General features: G+C 70.1%; 15 protein-coding genes. 13 read left to right on the top strand and 2 right to left on the bottom strand.

All coding sequences use genetic code 11. The annotated features are described in order from the left end of the window. Positions 1-3 precede the first annotated feature (3 nt). Both ACFYWI_RS24030 and ACFYWI_RS24025 read left to right on the top strand, forming a co-directional pair. Positions 4-1,182 (top strand): cytochrome P450, encoded by a 1,179-nt coding sequence (locus ACFYWI_RS24030; protein ID WP_389236174.1) that lies wholly within the window; start codon positions 4-6, stop codon positions 1,180-1,182. A gap of 142 nt (positions 1,183-1,324) precedes the next feature. Beyond that, positions 1,325-2,521: a cytochrome P450 gene (locus tag ACFYWI_RS24025; RefSeq protein ID WP_389236172.1), complete on the top strand. Its 1,197-nt coding sequence runs from the start codon at positions 1,325-1,327 to the stop codon at positions 2,519-2,521. A 31-nt stretch (positions 2,522-2,552) separates the two neighbouring features. On the opposite strand, the gene ACFYWI_RS24020 is transcribed toward ACFYWI_RS24025, so the two are convergent. Further along, on the bottom strand, positions 2,553-3,557 hold the full coding sequence (locus ACFYWI_RS24020) for a Gfo/Idh/MocA family oxidoreductase (RefSeq protein WP_389236170.1): 1,005 nt from the start codon (positions 3,555-3,557) through the stop codon (positions 2,553-2,555). Positions 3,558-3,713: 156 nt separating this feature from the next. On the opposite strand from ACFYWI_RS24020, the gene ACFYWI_RS24015 reads away from it, so the two are divergent. The 11 genes from ACFYWI_RS24015 (at position 3,714) to ACFYWI_RS23965 (ending at position 13,689) form a co-directional block, all read left to right on the top strand. Then, positions 3,714-4,433: a GntR family transcriptional regulator gene (locus tag ACFYWI_RS24015; protein WP_389236387.1), complete on the top strand. Its 720-nt coding sequence runs from the start codon at positions 3,714-3,716 to the stop codon at positions 4,431-4,433. 121 nt (positions 4,434-4,554) lie between these two features. Then, a complete protein-coding gene (locus ACFYWI_RS24010; RefSeq protein ID WP_389236168.1) occupies positions 4,555-5,550 on the top strand; it encodes a sugar ABC transporter substrate-binding protein in 996 nt (331 codons plus the stop codon). 119 nt (positions 5,551-5,669) lie between these two features. Next, positions 5,670-6,686, top strand: a complete 1,017-nt coding sequence (locus ACFYWI_RS24005) for a sugar ABC transporter substrate-binding protein (RefSeq protein ID WP_389236166.1) — start codon at positions 5,670-5,672, stop codon at positions 6,684-6,686. Continuing rightward, a complete protein-coding gene (locus ACFYWI_RS24000) occupies positions 6,683-7,747 on the top strand; it encodes an ABC transporter permease (protein WP_389236164.1) in 1,065 nt (354 codons plus the stop codon). The genes ACFYWI_RS24005 and ACFYWI_RS24000 overlap by 4 nt, the downstream gene beginning before the upstream one ends. Beyond that, the gene (locus ACFYWI_RS23995; RefSeq protein ID WP_389236162.1) at positions 7,714-8,592 is read left to right on the top strand and encodes an ATP-binding cassette domain-containing protein; all 879 of its coding nucleotides are present in this window, start codon (positions 7,714-7,716) and stop codon (positions 8,590-8,592) included. The genes ACFYWI_RS24000 and ACFYWI_RS23995 overlap by 34 nt, the downstream gene beginning before the upstream one ends. A 68-nt stretch (positions 8,593-8,660) precedes the next feature. Next, a complete protein-coding gene (locus tag ACFYWI_RS23990) occupies positions 8,661-9,827 on the top strand; it encodes an ROK family glucokinase (RefSeq protein WP_389236160.1) in 1,167 nt (388 codons plus the stop codon). Beyond that, positions 9,824-10,402 (top strand): hypothetical protein, encoded by a 579-nt coding sequence (locus ACFYWI_RS23985; protein ID WP_389236158.1) that lies wholly within the window; start codon positions 9,824-9,826, stop codon positions 10,400-10,402. Before ACFYWI_RS23990 ends, ACFYWI_RS23985 begins: the two co-directional genes overlap by 4 nt. Positions 10,403-10,438: 36 nt before the next feature. After that, positions 10,439-11,722 (top strand): 4-carboxymuconolactone decarboxylase, encoded by a 1,284-nt coding sequence (pcaC, locus tag ACFYWI_RS23980; RefSeq protein WP_389236156.1) that lies wholly within the window; start codon positions 10,439-10,441, stop codon positions 11,720-11,722. 13 nt (positions 11,723-11,735) lie between these two features. After that, positions 11,736-12,368 carry an MBL fold metallo-hydrolase gene (locus ACFYWI_RS23975; protein ID WP_389236153.1) on the top strand — a complete coding sequence of 211 codons (633 nt, stop codon included), beginning with the start codon at positions 11,736-11,738 and terminating at the stop codon, positions 12,366-12,368. 30 nt (positions 12,369-12,398) lie between these two features. After that, positions 12,399-13,178, top strand: a complete 780-nt coding sequence (locus ACFYWI_RS23970) for an exodeoxyribonuclease III (RefSeq protein WP_389236151.1) — start codon at positions 12,399-12,401, stop codon at positions 13,176-13,178. 58 nt (positions 13,179-13,236) lie between these two features. Further along, entirely contained in the window at positions 13,237-13,689 is a 453-nt protein-coding gene (locus ACFYWI_RS23965) for a DUF6278 family protein (RefSeq protein ID WP_389236149.1), read from the top strand. A 217-nt stretch (positions 13,690-13,906) separates the two neighbouring features. Here the strand turns inward: ACFYWI_RS23965 and ACFYWI_RS23960 are convergent, their stop codons facing one another. After that, on the bottom strand, positions 13,907-15,505 hold the full coding sequence (locus ACFYWI_RS23960) for an alpha/beta fold hydrolase (protein ID WP_389236147.1): 1,599 nt from the start codon (positions 15,503-15,505) through the stop codon (positions 13,907-13,909). Positions 15,506-15,548 lie beyond the last annotated feature (43 nt).

Raw genomic sequence — 15,548 nt, 5'->3', positions numbered from 1 at the left:
GCGATGACGATCGTCGACCTGGGGGAGTACGGGGCGGACTTCACCGCGAACCCTTATCCGTACTATGCGCGGCTGCGTGAGAGAGGGCCCGTGCATCAGGTGCGTGCGCCGGACGGCGGCCTCTTCTGGCTGATCGTCGGCCACGAGGAGGCACGAGCCGCGCTCGCCGACGCGCGACTGTCCAAGTCACCGGCCACCATCGCCGCGACGATGCTCGACGAGCAGGTCGTCGGCCCCTATCTGCTGGTCGTGGACCCACCGGACCACACCAGGCTGCGCAAGCTCGTCACCCGCGAGTTCACCGCACGCCGGGTCGAGGCGCTGCGCCCCCGCGTCCAGCAGGTCACCGACGAACTACTGGACGCGATGCTGCCGGCCGGGCAGGCGGACCTTGTGGACACGCTGGCTTTCCCGCTGCCGATCACTGTCATCTGCGAGCTGCTCGGCATTCCGGCCGCCGACCGCGAAGCGTTCCGCAAGTGGTCCAACGAGGTCGTGGCGCCCACCGGTCCGGAGGCCGGCGAGGCGGCGGTCCACGAACTCGCCGCCTATCTCGACGACCTCATCGAGGACAAACGGTGCGCCGGCCCCGCGGACGATCTGCTCTCCGCACTCATCCGCACCCGCGCGGAGGACGACGACCGGCTCTCCGCCGCCGAACTGCGTGCCCTCGCCTATCTGTTGCTGATCGCCGGCCACGAGACGACCGTCAATCTGATCTCGGGCGGGGTACGGGCGCTGCTCGACCACCCCGGCCAACTCGCCCTCCTGCGCGCCGACCTCGGGCTTCTGGACGGTGCGATCGAGGAGATGCTGCGCTACGACGGGCCGGTGGAGACCGGCACCGTACGCTTCAGCGCCACGCCCGTCCCGGTCGGCGACATCGTGATCCCGCCCGGCGAGATGGTCCTGGTCGGCATCGCGGCAGGCGACCGGGACCCGGCCCGCTTCCCGGACCCGGACCGTTTCGACATCCGCCGGGACACGCGCGGGCATCTGGCCTTCGGGCACGGCATCCACTACTGCCTGGGCGCGCCGCTGGCCCGCCTGGAGGCGAGCGTCGCGATCCGTACGCTGCTGGAGCGCTGCCCGGACCTCGCCCTGACCCGGCCGACGGACGCGTACGACTGGCTGCCCGGCCTGCTCATGCGCGGGGTGCGCCGGCTCCCGGTGCGCTGGTGAGACAGCCATGGCGGAACGGGCGCGCCATGTGGTGGTCAGCGAGGGTGACGAACTCCGCCCGCAGGCCGGTCCCGGGACCGAGGCACGCAGCGTAGTGCGCGACGTACTCACGCAGCTTCTCCCAGACCTGAGAGGAAAGACCGTGACCAGCAACGCCGCCCTGGTCGATCTCGCCGCCCTCGGCGAGGACTTCACCCGCGATCCCTATCCCGTCTACGCCGAGTTACGTGCCCGCGGCCCCGTGCACCGGATCCGGATGCCCGAGGGGCACGAGGCCTGGCTGATCGTCGGATACGAGGCCGGGCGCGCCGCGCTAGCCGACGCGGCCTTGTCCAAGGAGTGGAGCAACGTCTCGCCCGGACTCGGCATCGGCCGGCTCGCCTCAGGCATCACCATGCTCAGCGCCGACGCGCCGCTGCACACCCGCCTGCGCAAGCTGGTCGCCCGTGAGTTCACCATGCGCCGGGTGGAGCAACTCGCCCCGCGTGTCCAGGAGATCACCGACCAGCTGCTGGACGCCATGCTGCCGGCCGGGCGGGCCGACCTCGTCGACGCTCTCTCCTTCCCGCTGCCCATCGCTGTCATCTGCGAACTGCTCGGAGTGCCGTTCCTGGACCGGGACTCCTTCCGCGGCTGGTCCAACACGGCGCTCGCCTCGACCGACCGCGCCGCGCGGAAGACGGCGGCCGGACAGCTGACGCAGTATCTGGTCGGCCTGCTCGCCCAGAAGCGGGCGCAGCCCGGGGACGACCTGATGAGCGCGCTCATCCACGCGTCGCAGGGCGAGGGCGACGACCGGCTCAGCGGTGAGGAACTGATGGGCATGGCCTGGCTGCTGCTCGTCGCCGGACACGAGACCACCGTCAATCTCATCTCCAACGGTGTGCTCGCCCTGCTGAGCCACCCGGATCAACTGGCCGCGCTGCGCGCCGACTTCTCGCTCATGGACAGCGCCGTGGAGGAGATGCTGCGCTACGAGGGCCCCGTCGAGACCCCCACCTACCGCTTCACCGTCAAGCCCTACGACATCGGCGGCACCACCATCCCGGGCGGCGGGCAGCTGGTGCTGGTCGCCCTGGCCGACGCCGACCGCGATCCGGACCGGTTCCCGGACCCGGACCGTTTCGACATCCGCCGGGACACGCGCGGGCATCTGGCCTTCGGGCACGGTATCCACTACTGCCTGGGCGCGCCGCTGGCCCGCCTGGAGGCGCGGACCGTGATCCGTACGCTGCTGGAGCGCTGCCCGGACCTGGCCCTCGACACGCATCCGGCCGCCGTGACCTGGCGTGCCGGCATGCTGATCCGGGGCCCCGAGCGGCTGCCTGTCACCTGGTAGGGCCGACCCGCAGCAGGCGGGGCCGGGCGGGTCAGTCCGCCGGGATCTCCTCCAGCAGCACCCGTCTGTGCTCCCGGCGAGAGAGCTCGCACGCCTCGGCGACCCGCAGCGCCGTCAGCGCCTCCCGCCCGTCGCACGGGTTGTCCACCTCGCCCGAAACCAGCCGGACGAAGGCATCCAGCTCCGCCTCGTACGCCGGGGCGAACCGCTCCAGGAAGCCCGGCCACGGCTTGTCTGCCGCCGACGGGCCCTTGGGTTCGGTCGAGCTGATCGGCGTACGGTCGTCCAGGCCGACCACCACGGTGTCGAGCTCGCCGGCCAGCTCCATCCGTACGTCGTAGCCGGCGCCGTTGCAGCGGGTGGCGGTCGCGGTGGCCAGAGTGCCGTCGTCCAGGGTGAGCAGTACGGCCGCCGTGTCGACGTCACCCGCCTCACGGAACATCGCGGGCCCGGCGTCCGAGCCGGTCGCGTACACATCGACGATCTCGCGGCCCGTCACCCAGCGCAGGATGTCGAAGTCGTGGACCAGGCAGTCCCGGTACAGACCGCCGGACAGCGGCAGATACGCGGCGGGCGGCGGAGCCGGGTCGGCCGTGACGGCCCGCACGGTGTGCAGCCGGCCGAGCCTCCCCGAGCGCACCAGTTCCCGGGCCGTGGTGTAGCCCGCGTCGAACCGCCGCATGAAGCCCAGCTGGAGGACCGTGCCTGCCCGTTCGACCTCGTGCAGTGCCTCGAGTGTGCCGGGCAGGTCCAGGGCGATGGGCTTCTCGCAGAACGCGGGCAGGCCACTACGGGCGGCGCGGCCGATGAGCTCGGCGTGCGAGGCGGTCGCGGAGGCGATCACCACCGCGTCCACGCCCCAGGTGAAGATCTCGTGCGCACTGGGGGCCGCGGTGGCTCCGATGCGGTCGGCCACCGCGGCGGCACGCCCCCTGTCGGCATCCGCCACGACCAGCGAACCGACCTCCCGGTGGCGGCTGAGCACGCCCGCGTGAAAGGTGCCGATACGGCCTGTCCCGATAAGTCCGATGCGCATGGCCCAAAGGTGAAGCCGGGCCCGCCACCCTGTCAAGACTTTGTCCTGACAATCGAACCTCACGACTTCCCGTCAACATTCCCTGCGACTACGCTCGCCCACGTGCCCAAGCAGCCCAGACACGAGACGGAGCCGTCCCTGTCCCTCCAGTTGAGCGTGGACCGCACCAGTCCGGTCCCGCTCTATTTCCAGCTCTCGCAGCAACTGGAATCGGCCATCGAACGGGGGACGCTGACCCCCGGCAGCCTGCTCGGCAACGAGATCGAGCTCGCGGGCCGTCTGGGTCTGTCCAGGCCCACCGTCCGTCAGGCCATCCAGTCGCTGGTCGACAAGGGGCTGCTGGTGCGCCGCCGCGGGGTCGGCACCCAGGTCGTGCACAGCCAGGTCAAGCGCCCGCTGGAGCTCAGCAGCCTCTACGACGATCTGGAGGCGGCCGGGCAGCGGCCCGCCACAGAAGTCCTGCGCAACCTCGTCGAACCGGCGAGCGCCGAGGTCGCCGCTGCCCTCGGCATCCCCGAGGGCAGTGACGTCCAGCTGATCGAGCGGCTGCGCTATGCCCATGGCGAGCCGATGGCCCGGCTGCGCAACCATCTGCCGGCCGGACTGCTCGACTGCGACACCCAGCGGCTGGAGTCCACCGGGCTGTACCGGATGATGCGTGCCGCGGGCATCACGCTGCACAGTGCCCGGCAGTCGGTCGGGGCCCGCGCCGCCGGTGAGGCCGAGGCCGGGCTGCTGGGGGAGGCGGCCGGAGCGCCGCTGCTGACCATGGAGCGCACCACCTTCGACGACACCGGCCGGGCTGTGGAGTTCGGCTCGCACATCTACCGCGCCTCGCGGTACGCCTTCGAGTTCCAGCTCCTCGTACGCCCCTGACGCGCCACCCACTCGGCGCTTCGCGTAAGAATGTTCGGACAAAGTCTTGACGGGGTGGCGGGGCAGCCGTAGAAACTCACCCAGCCGCAACCGGGCGGCCGGGAGAGAAGGCGGACCCACCATGCGTACCACCCGCACGGCAGCAGCCCTGCTCGCCGCAAGTGCCCTGGTCGTCGTAGCCGGATGCAGCAGTTCCGGCGGCAAGGACGCGAACGAGAAGCCGTCGGACGGCGGCGGGGGCGAGGCCGCCGGGACCGCCCGCATGAAGATAGCGATGGTGACCCACTCGGGCGAGGGCGACACCTTCTGGGACATCGTCCAGAGCGGCGCCGAGGTCGCGGCCCGCAAGGACAACGTCAGGTTCCTCTACGCCGCCGACCCGGAGGCCAAGGAGCAGGCGCAGCTCGTGCAGACCTACATCGACCAGAAGGTCGACGGGATCGTGGTCACCCTCGCCAAGCCGGAGGCGATGAGAGACGTCGTCAAGAAGGCCGTCGCGGCCGGCATCCCCGTGGTCACCATCAACTCCGGCGCCGAGTTCTCCAAGGACCTCGGTGCGCTCAGCCACATCGGCCAGGACGAGTCCGTGGCGGGCGAGGCGGTCGGCGAGGAACTGAACAAGCGCGGCAGGAAGAAGGCGCTCTGCGTCATCCACGAGCAGGGAAACGTTTCCCTCGAAGCCCGCTGCGCCGGTGTGAAGAAGACGTTCAAGGGCAGCGTCGAGAACCTCAACGTCAAGGGCACCGACATGCCCTCCTCCACCTCCTCCATCGAGGCGAAGCTGCAGAGCGCCAAGGACATCGACGCCGTCGTCACGCTCGGCGCGCCGTTCGCCGCCGCCTCCGTCAAGGCCAAGGCGGGCGCGGGCTCGAGCGCCGAGGTCAACACGTTCGACCTCAACGCCGATGTGGTCAAGCAGATCAAGGCCGGCGAGATCGCCTTCGCCGTCGACCAGCAGCCCTACCTCCAGGGCTATCTCGCCATCGACGAACTGTGGCTCAACAAGACCAACCTCAATGTCATCGGCGGTGGCAAGCCGATCCTGACCGGCCCGGCCCTGGTCACCGAGAAGGATGTCGAGGCCCTGGAGAGGCTGACCGCCGACGGGACCCGATGACGCACCCGATGACGACCCCGCGATCAGCCGTGACCCATACTTGGGCGGCCGGTGCGGTTCACCGCGAGACCCGGCCGCACCAGGCACAGCAGCGAGTACGGCAAGAAGGGCACGGCGTCGTGGCACGGGCAGGAACAGGGGTACGCGCGCTCGGCGCGGTGCTGGCAGCGGTGCTCGGAGCCGCTCTCGCGGGATGCAGCAGCACCGGGGGAAAGCGCGCGGAGGATGCGCGCGAGGCCGCCCGCAACGCCACGGGCAAGGCCGCCGTGACCACTCCGAAGTGGACCTTCGCCATGGTCACCCACTCCGGCGACGGCGACACGTTCTGGGACATCGTCCAGAGCGGCGCCGAGCAGGCAGCGGCCAAGGACAACATCAACTTCCTCTACGCGCACAGCGAGGAAGGACAGCAGCAGGCCCAGCTCGTCGACTCGTACATCACCAAGAAGGTCGACGGGCTGATCCTCACCCTCGCCAAGCCCGATGCCATGAAGGACGCCGTCGCCAAGGCCCGTAAGGCCGGCATCCCGGTGATCACCGTGAACTCGGGCTCCGAGCAGTCCAAGGAATACGGGGCGCTCACCCATATCGGACAGGACGAGACGATCGCCGGCGAGGCCGTCGGCGACGAGCTCGGCAGGCGCGGCAGGAAGAAGGCCCTGTGCGTCGTGCACGAGCAGGGCAACGTGGGCCATGAGCAGCGCTGCGCCGGAGCGAAGAAGACCTTCGGCGGCGAGCTGCAGAACCTGTACGTCGACGGCACCAACATGCCCGACGTCAAGGCGTCCATCGAGGCGAAGCTCCAGGCCGACCGGTCCATCGACTCCGTCGTCACCCTCGGCGCGCCGTTCGCGGACGCCGCCGTGCAGGCGAAGCGGACCGCCGGGTCCAAGGCGGAGATCGACACCTTCGACCTCAATCCCAAGGTCGTGGCGGCCCTGAAGGCCGGCACGCTCGGCTTCGCCGTCGACCAGCAGCCGTACCTCCAGGGCTACGAGGCCGTGGACCTGCTGTGGCTGTACAAGTACAACGCCGATGTGCTCGGCGGCGGGCGGCCGGTCCTGACCGGCCCGCAGATCGTCACCGAGAAGGACACCGCCGAACTGGAGCAGTACACGGAGCGGGGGACCCGATGAGCGCGACCGCACCACCTGCCACACCCGACAAGGCACCCGAGAGCCCCGACGAGCGGCTGCTGCGCGTCTCGCCGGTGCGCAAGCTGCTGGGCCGGCCCGAGCTCGGCTCGGTCGTCGGTGCCGTGGCGGTCTTCGTCTTCTTCTCCGTCGTCGCGGACTCCTTCCTGCAGGCGTCCAGCTTCTCCACCGTGCTGTACGCGGCGTCGACGATCGGCATCATGGCCGTGCCGGTGGCGCTGCTGATGATCGGCGGCGAGTTCGACCTCTCGGCCGGTGTGCTGGTGACCAGCTCCGCGCTGATCTCCTCGATGTTCAGCTACCAGATGACGGCCAACATCTGGGTGGGTGTGGGCGTCTCGCTGCTGGTCACCCTGGCCGTCGGAGTCTTCAACGGCTTCCTGCTGACCCGTACGAAACTGCCGAGCTTCATCATCACGCTCGGCACGTTCCTGATGCTGACCGGCCTCAATCTCGGCTTCACCAAGCTGATCAGCGGCACGGTCTCCACCAAGTCGATCAGCGACATGGAGGGCTTCGAGTCCGCGAAGAAGGTGTTCGCCGAGACCCCCCTCTTCGGTGACACGACGGTCAAGTCCACGATCCTGTGGTGGTTCGCGCTGATCGCCCTGGCCACCTGGATCCTGCTGCGCACGCGCGCCGGCAACTGGATCTTCGCGGTCGGCGGCGGAGCGGACGCGGCCCGCGCGGTGGGCGTCCCGGTCGAGCGGACCAAGATCGGGCTCTACATGGGTGTCGCGTTCGCGGCCTGGGTCTCCGGACAGCATCTGCTGTTCTCGTTCGACGTGGTGCAGTCCGGCGAGGGTGTGGGCAACGAGCTGACGTACATCATCGCGGCGGTCATCGGCGGCTGTCTGATCACCGGCGGCTACGGCTCCGCGATCGGCTCGGCGGTCGGCGCGTTCATCTTCGGCATGACCAGCAAGGGCATCGTGTACGCGGAGTGGAACCCGGACTGGTTCACGTTCTTCCTCGGAGCGATGCTCCTTCTGGCCACCCTGCTCAACGCATGGGTACGCAAGCGTGCGGAGGCGACACGGTGACATCGGTGAAGACCGGGACGGCCCTCGTCGAGCTCGCGGGGGTCAGTAAGTACTACGGAAACATCCGCGCCCTGGAAGACGTCTCGCTCGAGGTGCACGCAGGGGAGATCTCCTGCGTGCTGGGTGACAACGGCGCCGGCAAGTCCACCCTCATCAAGATCATCGCCGGCCTGCACCGGCACGACGCCGGCACCTTCCTGATCGGGGGCGAGCAGACCACTCTCGCCAGTCCCCGCGAAGCCCTGGACCGGGGCATCGCCACGGTCTACCAGGACCTCGCGGTCGTCCCGCTGATGCCGGTGTGGCGCAACTTCTTCCTCGGCTCCGAGCCGACCAGGGGCGCGGGCCTCTTCAAGCGCCTCGATGTCCAGCTGATGCGCGAGACCACCCGGTCCGAGCTGCTGCGTATGGGCATCGACCTGCGGGACGTCGACCAGCCGATCGGCACGCTGTCCGGCGGCGAGCGTCAGTGCGTCGCCATTGCCCGTGCCGTGTACTTCGGCGCCAAGGTGCTGGTGCTGGACGAGCCGACCGCGGCGCTCGGGGTGAAGCAGTCCGGAGTGGTGCTGAAGTATGTGGCGGCCGCCAGGGACGCAGGGCTCGGCGTGGTGCTCATCACCCACAACCCGCACCACGCCTATATGGTCGGCGACCGCTTCGTCCTGCTCAAGCGCGGCCTCATGTCGGCCGGCCACACCAAGGACTCCGTCACTCTGGACGAGCTCACCCGCCAGATGGCGGGCGGCAGCGAGCTCGAGGATCTGCGTCACGAACTGGAACGCGCACCCGCCCCGACCCACCTCGGCGGTCATCCGGTGAAGGAGGACGAGCCGCCCGCCGACTAGCATCGAGAACGGCGAGCGCCGCCCGCCCCGGTGATCCGGACCGGCCATCCAGCACCCGCAGGGACGACTTGAGCACGTACCGCGACTTCACGCACCGAGGCACCGCCCGCGCCACCGTCCTCAAGACCGTCGGCACCCGCGAGCGGCGCTCGCACCTCACCGCGCCCCGGGTCCCCACCGTCGGCATCGACATCGGCGGCACCAAGGTGATGGCCGGTGTCGTCGACGCCGATGGCGTCATCCTGGAAAAGATCCGCACCGAGACCCCCGACAAGTCCAAGAGCCCCAAGGTCGTCGAGGACACCATCTGCGAGCTGGTCCTCGATCTCTCCGACCGGCACGATGTGCACGCCGTGGGCATCGGCGCGGCCGGCTGGGTCGACGCCGACCGTTCCAAGGTGCTCTTCGCACCCCACCTCGCCTGGCGCAACGAACCGCTGCGCGACGCGCTCTCGGCCCGTCTCGCCGTCCCCGTCCTGGTCGACAACGACGCCAACACCGCCGCCTGGGCGGAGTGGCGCTTCGGCGCGGGCCGCGGCGAGGACCACCTGGTGATGATCACGCTCGGCACCGGCATCGGCGGCGCGATCCTTCAGGACGGCCAGGTCAAACGGGGCAAGTACGGCGTTGCCGGCGAGTTCGGGCATATGCAGGTCGTGCCCGGCGGACACCGCTGCCCGTGCGGCAACCGCGGCTGCTGGGAGCAGTACAGCTCCGGAAACGCCCTGGTGCGCGAGGCCCGCGAGCTCGCCGCCGCGGACTCCCCGGTCGCGTACAACATCATCGACCGCGTGGGCGGCAATGTCCGTGACATCACAGGACCGCTGATCACCGAGCTCGCCCGCGAGGGCGACGCCATGTGCGTCGAGCTCCTCCAGGACATCGGCCAGTGGCTCGGCGTCGGCATCGCCAACCTCGCAGCCGCCCTCGACCCGTCCTGTTTCGTCATCGGCGGCGGTGTCAGCGCCGCCGACGACCTGCTCATCGGACCCGCCCGCGACGCCTTCCGCCGTCACCTCACCGGCCGCGGCTACCGCCCCGAGGCCCGCATCGCCAAGGCCCAGCTCGGCCCCGAGGCCGGTATGGTCGGGGCCGCGGACCTGGCCCGCCTGGTGGCGCGCCGCTTCCGCCGGGCCAACCGCCGCCGTCTCGAGCGCCATGAGCGCTACGAACGCTACGCACAGGCCCTGCGCAATCCCAGCTCCGTCCGGACGACCCAGGAACCCCCTTCATGACCATGTCCCGCCCGTCCGCGCCGACCCAGACGAGTACCCGCATGCCCGAGGACAGACGGCACATGCTGCTGCGCCGCTGGCTCACCGCGATCACCATCGTGCTGCTCGTCGGCATCCCGGCCGGCTATCTGGTCATCTCCGCGGAGCAGAGCCGCGCCAGCGGCCGTGACAAGGAGGCCGAGTCCGCGGCCACCGGCCTGCGCGACAAGTGGCCCTCGCTGATGAAGCGCCGCGTGTTCGAAGTGCCGATCCCGGAGGGCTCCTGGCGGGTCGGCTACTACGAGACGAGCAACTGGAAGACCAGCCGGCTCTACGTCCAGTTCCGTACCTCGCCCGACGGGCTCGACGCGTTCCTGGACGGCGTGGGGACCAGCCGTGCCGCGCTCAAGGACGGCAAGGTCACCATCGGCGACCGCGACGCCGAGGTGGTCGGCTGGAACTTCGGACTGCAGGGGCGCGCCTGGGCCGGCACCCGCCATCCGCAGAAGGATCCGCGGCCCAGCCAGGACATCACGGTCGATCTGACCGAACCGACCCGTCCATGGGTGTATGTCGTCTCGACTTCGACCCCCTGACCGGAGCAGGTCATTCCACTCACTACCGTGGGGCACGTGAGTCAGACGCAGACGCCCCCGAAGACCCTGCAGTACCGGATCGACGGCCCCGACGACGCCCCCGCGCTGATCCTCGGCCCGTCGCTGGGCACCACATGGCACATGTGGGACCGGCAGATCACCGAGCTGTCCGAGCGCTGGCGAGTGATCCGGTTCGATCTGCCCGGCCACGGCGGCGCCCCCGCACACGCCGCCACCTCCGTACCCGAACTCGCCGAGCGGCTGCTCGCGACGCTCGACCAGCTGGGAGTCCAGCGCTTCGGGTACGCGGGCTGCGCCGTAAGCGGCGCGATCGGCATCGAGCTGGCGCTGCGCCATCCGGAACGGGTCGCCTCGCTCGCGCTCGTCGCCGCGTCGCCCCGGTTCGGGACCGCCGACGAGTTCCGCCAGCGCGGTGTGATCGTGCGCACCAACGGCCTCGACCCGATGGCCCGCAGCGCGCCCGAGCGCTGGTTCACCGAGGGCTTCGCCGCAGCCCAGCCCGCGATCGTCGAGTGGGCGGTCCAAATGGTCCGCACCACCGACCCCGGCTGCTACATCGGCGCCTGCGAGGCCCTCGCGGCCTTCGACGTACGCTCCGAACTCGGCATGCTCGGTGTGCCGACCCTGGTGCTGGTCGGTTCCGAGGACCAGGTCACGGGCCCCGCCGAGGCCCGCACCCTGGTCGCCGGGATAAGGGACGCCCGCCTGGCCCTGGTCCCCGGCGCCTCCCACCTCGCACCCGTCGAGCAGCCCGCCGCCGTCACCGACCTGCTGCTTCACCACTTCGCGACCGCCTGGCACGACACCCTCACGGCCATCCCTGTCCCCGTCGTGCCCGTGACATCGGCGCCCGTCGCCCCCGTCGCCGAGATCGCGGCCGCCGTGCCCGACCGGCCTGCCGGCGACCGGTCGCCGCGGCCCGATCCGTACGACGCCGGGATGAAGATCCGCCGCGAGGTGCTCGGCGACGCGCATGTCGACCGGGCGGCGGCCGCCGCCGACGAGTTCACCGGCGATTTCCAGGAGCTGATCACCCGCTACGCCTGGGGCGAGGTCTGGACCCGCGAGGGCCTGGACCGGCGCGCCCGCAGCATCATCACGATCACCGCGCTGGTGGCGGGCGGACACCTGGACGAGCTGGCCTTCCACACCCGAGCCGGGCTGCGCAACGGTCTCACCCCGGCCGAGATCAGGGAGGTCCTGATCCATGCCGCCGTGTACTGCGGCGTTCCCGCGGCGAACTCCGCGTTCAAGGTGGCCCAGGCCGTGATCCAGGAGGAGACCAGACCCCCGGCGTAGCAGGATGGAGGGCATGAGGCTCACCAAGAAGACCCATGCCTGCGTCCGGCTGGAGAAGGACGGGAGCGCGCTCGTCATCGACCCGGGCGGCTTCAGCGAGCAGGACGCCGCCCTCGGCGCCGACGTCATCCTGGTCACGCACGAACACCCCGACCACTTCGACGAGGGCCGGCTGCGGGCCGCGCTGGAGGCGAACCCGGCGGCAGGGCTGTGGACCCTGCGCAGCGTTGCCGACCAGCTCTCGCCGGCCTTTCCCGGCCGGGTGCACACCGTCGGCCACGGCGACTCGTTCACCGCGGCCGGCTTCGACATCCAGGTGCACGGCGAGCTGCACGCGGTGATCCACCCCGACATCCCGCGGATCACCAACGTCGGCTTCCTGGTGGACGGTTCGGTCTTCCACCCCGGCGACGCGCTCACCGTCCCCGGTCATCCGGTCGAGACGCTGATGCTCCCGGTGCAGGCCCCGTGGAGCAAGATCTCCGAAGTGATCGACTATGTGCGCGAGGTGAAGCCGCGGCGTGCCATCGACATCCACGACGCGCTGCTCACCGATCTCGCCCGGCCCATCTACGACAGGCAGATCGGGGAGCTCGGCGGCGCCGACCACGGCCGGCTGGCCCCGGGCGAGGCGCGGGATCTGTGACTGTCACACCTCGCCGTTAGGCTGTGGCTCATGCGCATCGCCACCTGGAACGTCAACTCGATCACCGCCCGGCTGCCCCGGCTGCTGGCCTGGCTGGAGAGCACCGGCACCGACGTGCTGTGCATCCAGGAGACCAAGTGCACCGAGGAACAGTTCCCCGCCGACGAGCTGCGCGAGCTCGGCTACGAATCCGCGATCAACGCCACCGGCAGGTGGAACGGCGTGGCCCTGGTCTCCCGGGTGGGGCTGGACGACGTCGTGCGGGGCCTGCCCGGCGGCCCCGACTACGACGGTGTGCAGGAGCCGCGGGCGATCTCCGCGACCTGCGGCCCGGCCCGCGTGTGGTCGGTCTATGTGCCCAACGGCCGCGAGGTCGCCCACGAGCACTACGCGTACAAGCTCCGCTGGCTCGAGGCGCTGGGGACGGCCGTTGCCGCGGACGCCCCGGGCGAGCGGCCTTTCGCGCTGCTCGGCGACTTCAACATCGCACCCACCGACGACGATGTCTGGGACCCGTCCTTCTTCGAGGGCATGACCCATGTGACCCCGGCGGAGCGCACGGCTCTGGAGGCGCTGCGCGGTCGCGGGCTCGCCGATGTGGTGCCGCGCCCGCTCAAGTACGACCACCCGTTCACGTACTGGGACTACCGCCAGCTGTGCTTCCCCAAGAACCGGGGCATGCGTATCGACCTGGTGTACGGGAACGAGCCGTTCGCGAAGGCGGTCAAGGACAGCTATGTCGACCGGGAGGAGCGCAAGGGCAAGGGCGCATCGGACCATGCACCGGTTGTTGTCGACCTGGACATCTGACGTTTGTTGACGCGCGCCCAGTGGTGCGCTCCCTGTCAGGGATGCGAGGGTGAGTGGTATGAACATCCCTTTCTTGGACAACTGGCTGGGACGCCACGGCGATGAACGGGAGAAGGGCGAGTCGGCCGCCGACACCGAGACCGATCCGGAGCGTGCGGCGGCGGTCGCCGAGCTGCTGTCCGAGTGCGAGCTGCTGCGGGTCCGGGCCGGCCAGGCGGGACTCGAACTGGACGACTCCCCGGGTTCCTTGACGGCGCTCGACCAGCTGCCGCCGCGCTGGCGCGACGACCCGGAGGAGCTGCCCTGGCTCGGCAACGACGCCGGCCTGTACCTGGGCACCGTGATCGTGCGGACGGTGCCCGGCGCGCACTGGCACATCTGGCCGGGCGGCCATCCGGTGGTCCGGCTGGCGTCCGGCCGTGAGATCAGCGTGGTCGAGGCCGGGCTGGAGTGGGCGGTCAACGGGGCGCCCGAGCTGTCGCAGGTGTACGGGGAAGCGGCCGAGGCCTGATTAATACGGCTTATGCCCTATTTATGCGTGTCGGCTGCGAAGTCCCTTTCCGCGCTGGATAGTTTGCGCTGACCGGACACAGCTGAGATTGGGGCAGGGCAGCGTATGGCCGTCGATCCGTCAGGCGCCGTCGATCCGTTAGGGGGAGGGCAGCAGCTCATGGAGCACCACCCTCCCCGTGCCTGAGGCAGGGGCACCCGCCGGCTGCAGCCGGTGATCACTCCTCGCGCAGCGGGACCGACAGATAGGACGGGTCGGCTGCCGACGAGGAGAAGGTCAGCTGCGCGCCGGACGGGTTGTGCTCGATGTAGAGCGGGTCGACAGTGTCGACGACCACGGCGAGACGATGACCGGCCGGTACGTCGTAGGCGGTGGAGAACAGGTCCAGGTCCACGCTGAACGGCCGGCCCGGCGTCCGGCCGTGGAAGGTGTACGGGGCGTTGCTGACCAGCTTGCCGAGGCCGAGCGGGCCCACGTCGTAGAGATAGGCGATGAGGGTGCCGCTCTCCTTGGTGCTGGTGACCGTGGTGTGCAGCCGCGCGGTGCCGCGGACGTGCTGCGCGGAGCCGTACCGCTCGGACTGCCAGACGGCGGCGAAGACCCGTGGCAGCAGCGGGATCGACGCCATCGGGGGCAGCCTGGCGAACTGGTCCAGGATGCTGGACAGGAACAGGATCCCGCCGTTCGCGCCCGAATCCCAGTTGGCGTAGAGGTGCTCCGAGTCGGCCAGCTCGATCTTGCGCTTGTTCGCGCCCACCGACTTCCAGTCCGGGTACGACTCGTACGCGCCGGTCGAACGGCTCTTGATGCGCACCGGCTGCTCGCGGTCCACGCCGTTGTCGACACCCTTCAGGTGGTGGTCGAACCAGCGGCGCGTGCTGGTCCAGGTGTCGTTGGGCAGGCCGAACAGGCCGCCGATCTCGGCCGTCGCATGGTCGCCGGGGCGGAACTCGAGGCGCTTGGGGCCGGTGAGCTTCTCGTAGAAGTCCGCGGACTGATTGGGCGGGAAGATCGTGTCGCCCCAGGCATTGCCGATCATGATGGCGGCGCCGTTGGCGTTGATCTTGTCCAGATAGGTGAGCGGGGAGCGCTTCTTCCCCCAGGCGAGCAGCGCCGGCTCCTTGGAGAGGTCGGAGGAGTAGTAGTCGGCCGTGATCCGCCGGAACTCGGCGCTCGGCCGGCCGGTGAGATATCCGGTGCCGGCGAGCATCGCCGTGGCCTGCCGGCTCTGCGTGCGGTTGCGGTAGATGGAGTCGACGAGGTCGGCCCAGCCGCTCAGCGCCGCCACCACCTTGATCCGCTTGTCGTGGCCGGCGGCGAGCAGGCAGAGGCCCCCGCCGTACGAGACACCGGCCATGCCCACCCGGTCCGGATCGGCCGGGGTGTTCGCGAGCGCCCAGTCGATCACCTTGGAGGCGTCGGCGATGTCCGACGGCCCGGCGACCTCGATCTCGCCGCCGGACTGCCAGAAGCCGCGGACGTTGTAACTGACCACCACATAGCCGGAGTCGGCGAGCTGCGCGGCCTGGGCGGCGTACTCCACCTGGGGCAGGGCCCAGCTGGTCGGCAGCACGATCACGGGGTAGGTCCGTCTGCCGTCCCAGTCGGCGGGAGTGAAGACATTGGCCTTGAGCACGGTGCCGCCGTCGCCCTCGATGTCGACGAAGCGGAAGCCCGGTGCCCCGGCCGACTGCGTCCGAGCCGTCTGTGCGCCGGCCGCCGCGGCAGGCGTGGCGACGACGGTGGGCGCGGCGAGAAGCGCAGCGGAAACCGTACCGATGGCGGTGGTGCGCAGAACCTTGCGGTGAAGTCCCACGGCGTCACTCCTCGTTCGTCCGACTCATCTGTCACAGTGAAGT

It is taken from the genome of Streptomyces sp. NPDC002889, assembly GCF_042888425.1.
Classification (GTDB): Bacteria; Actinomycetota; Actinomycetes; order Streptomycetales; family Streptomycetaceae; genus Streptomyces.
Note: the sequence above shows the minus strand (reverse complement) of the source record. Positions and strands in the feature narration are given on the sequence as shown.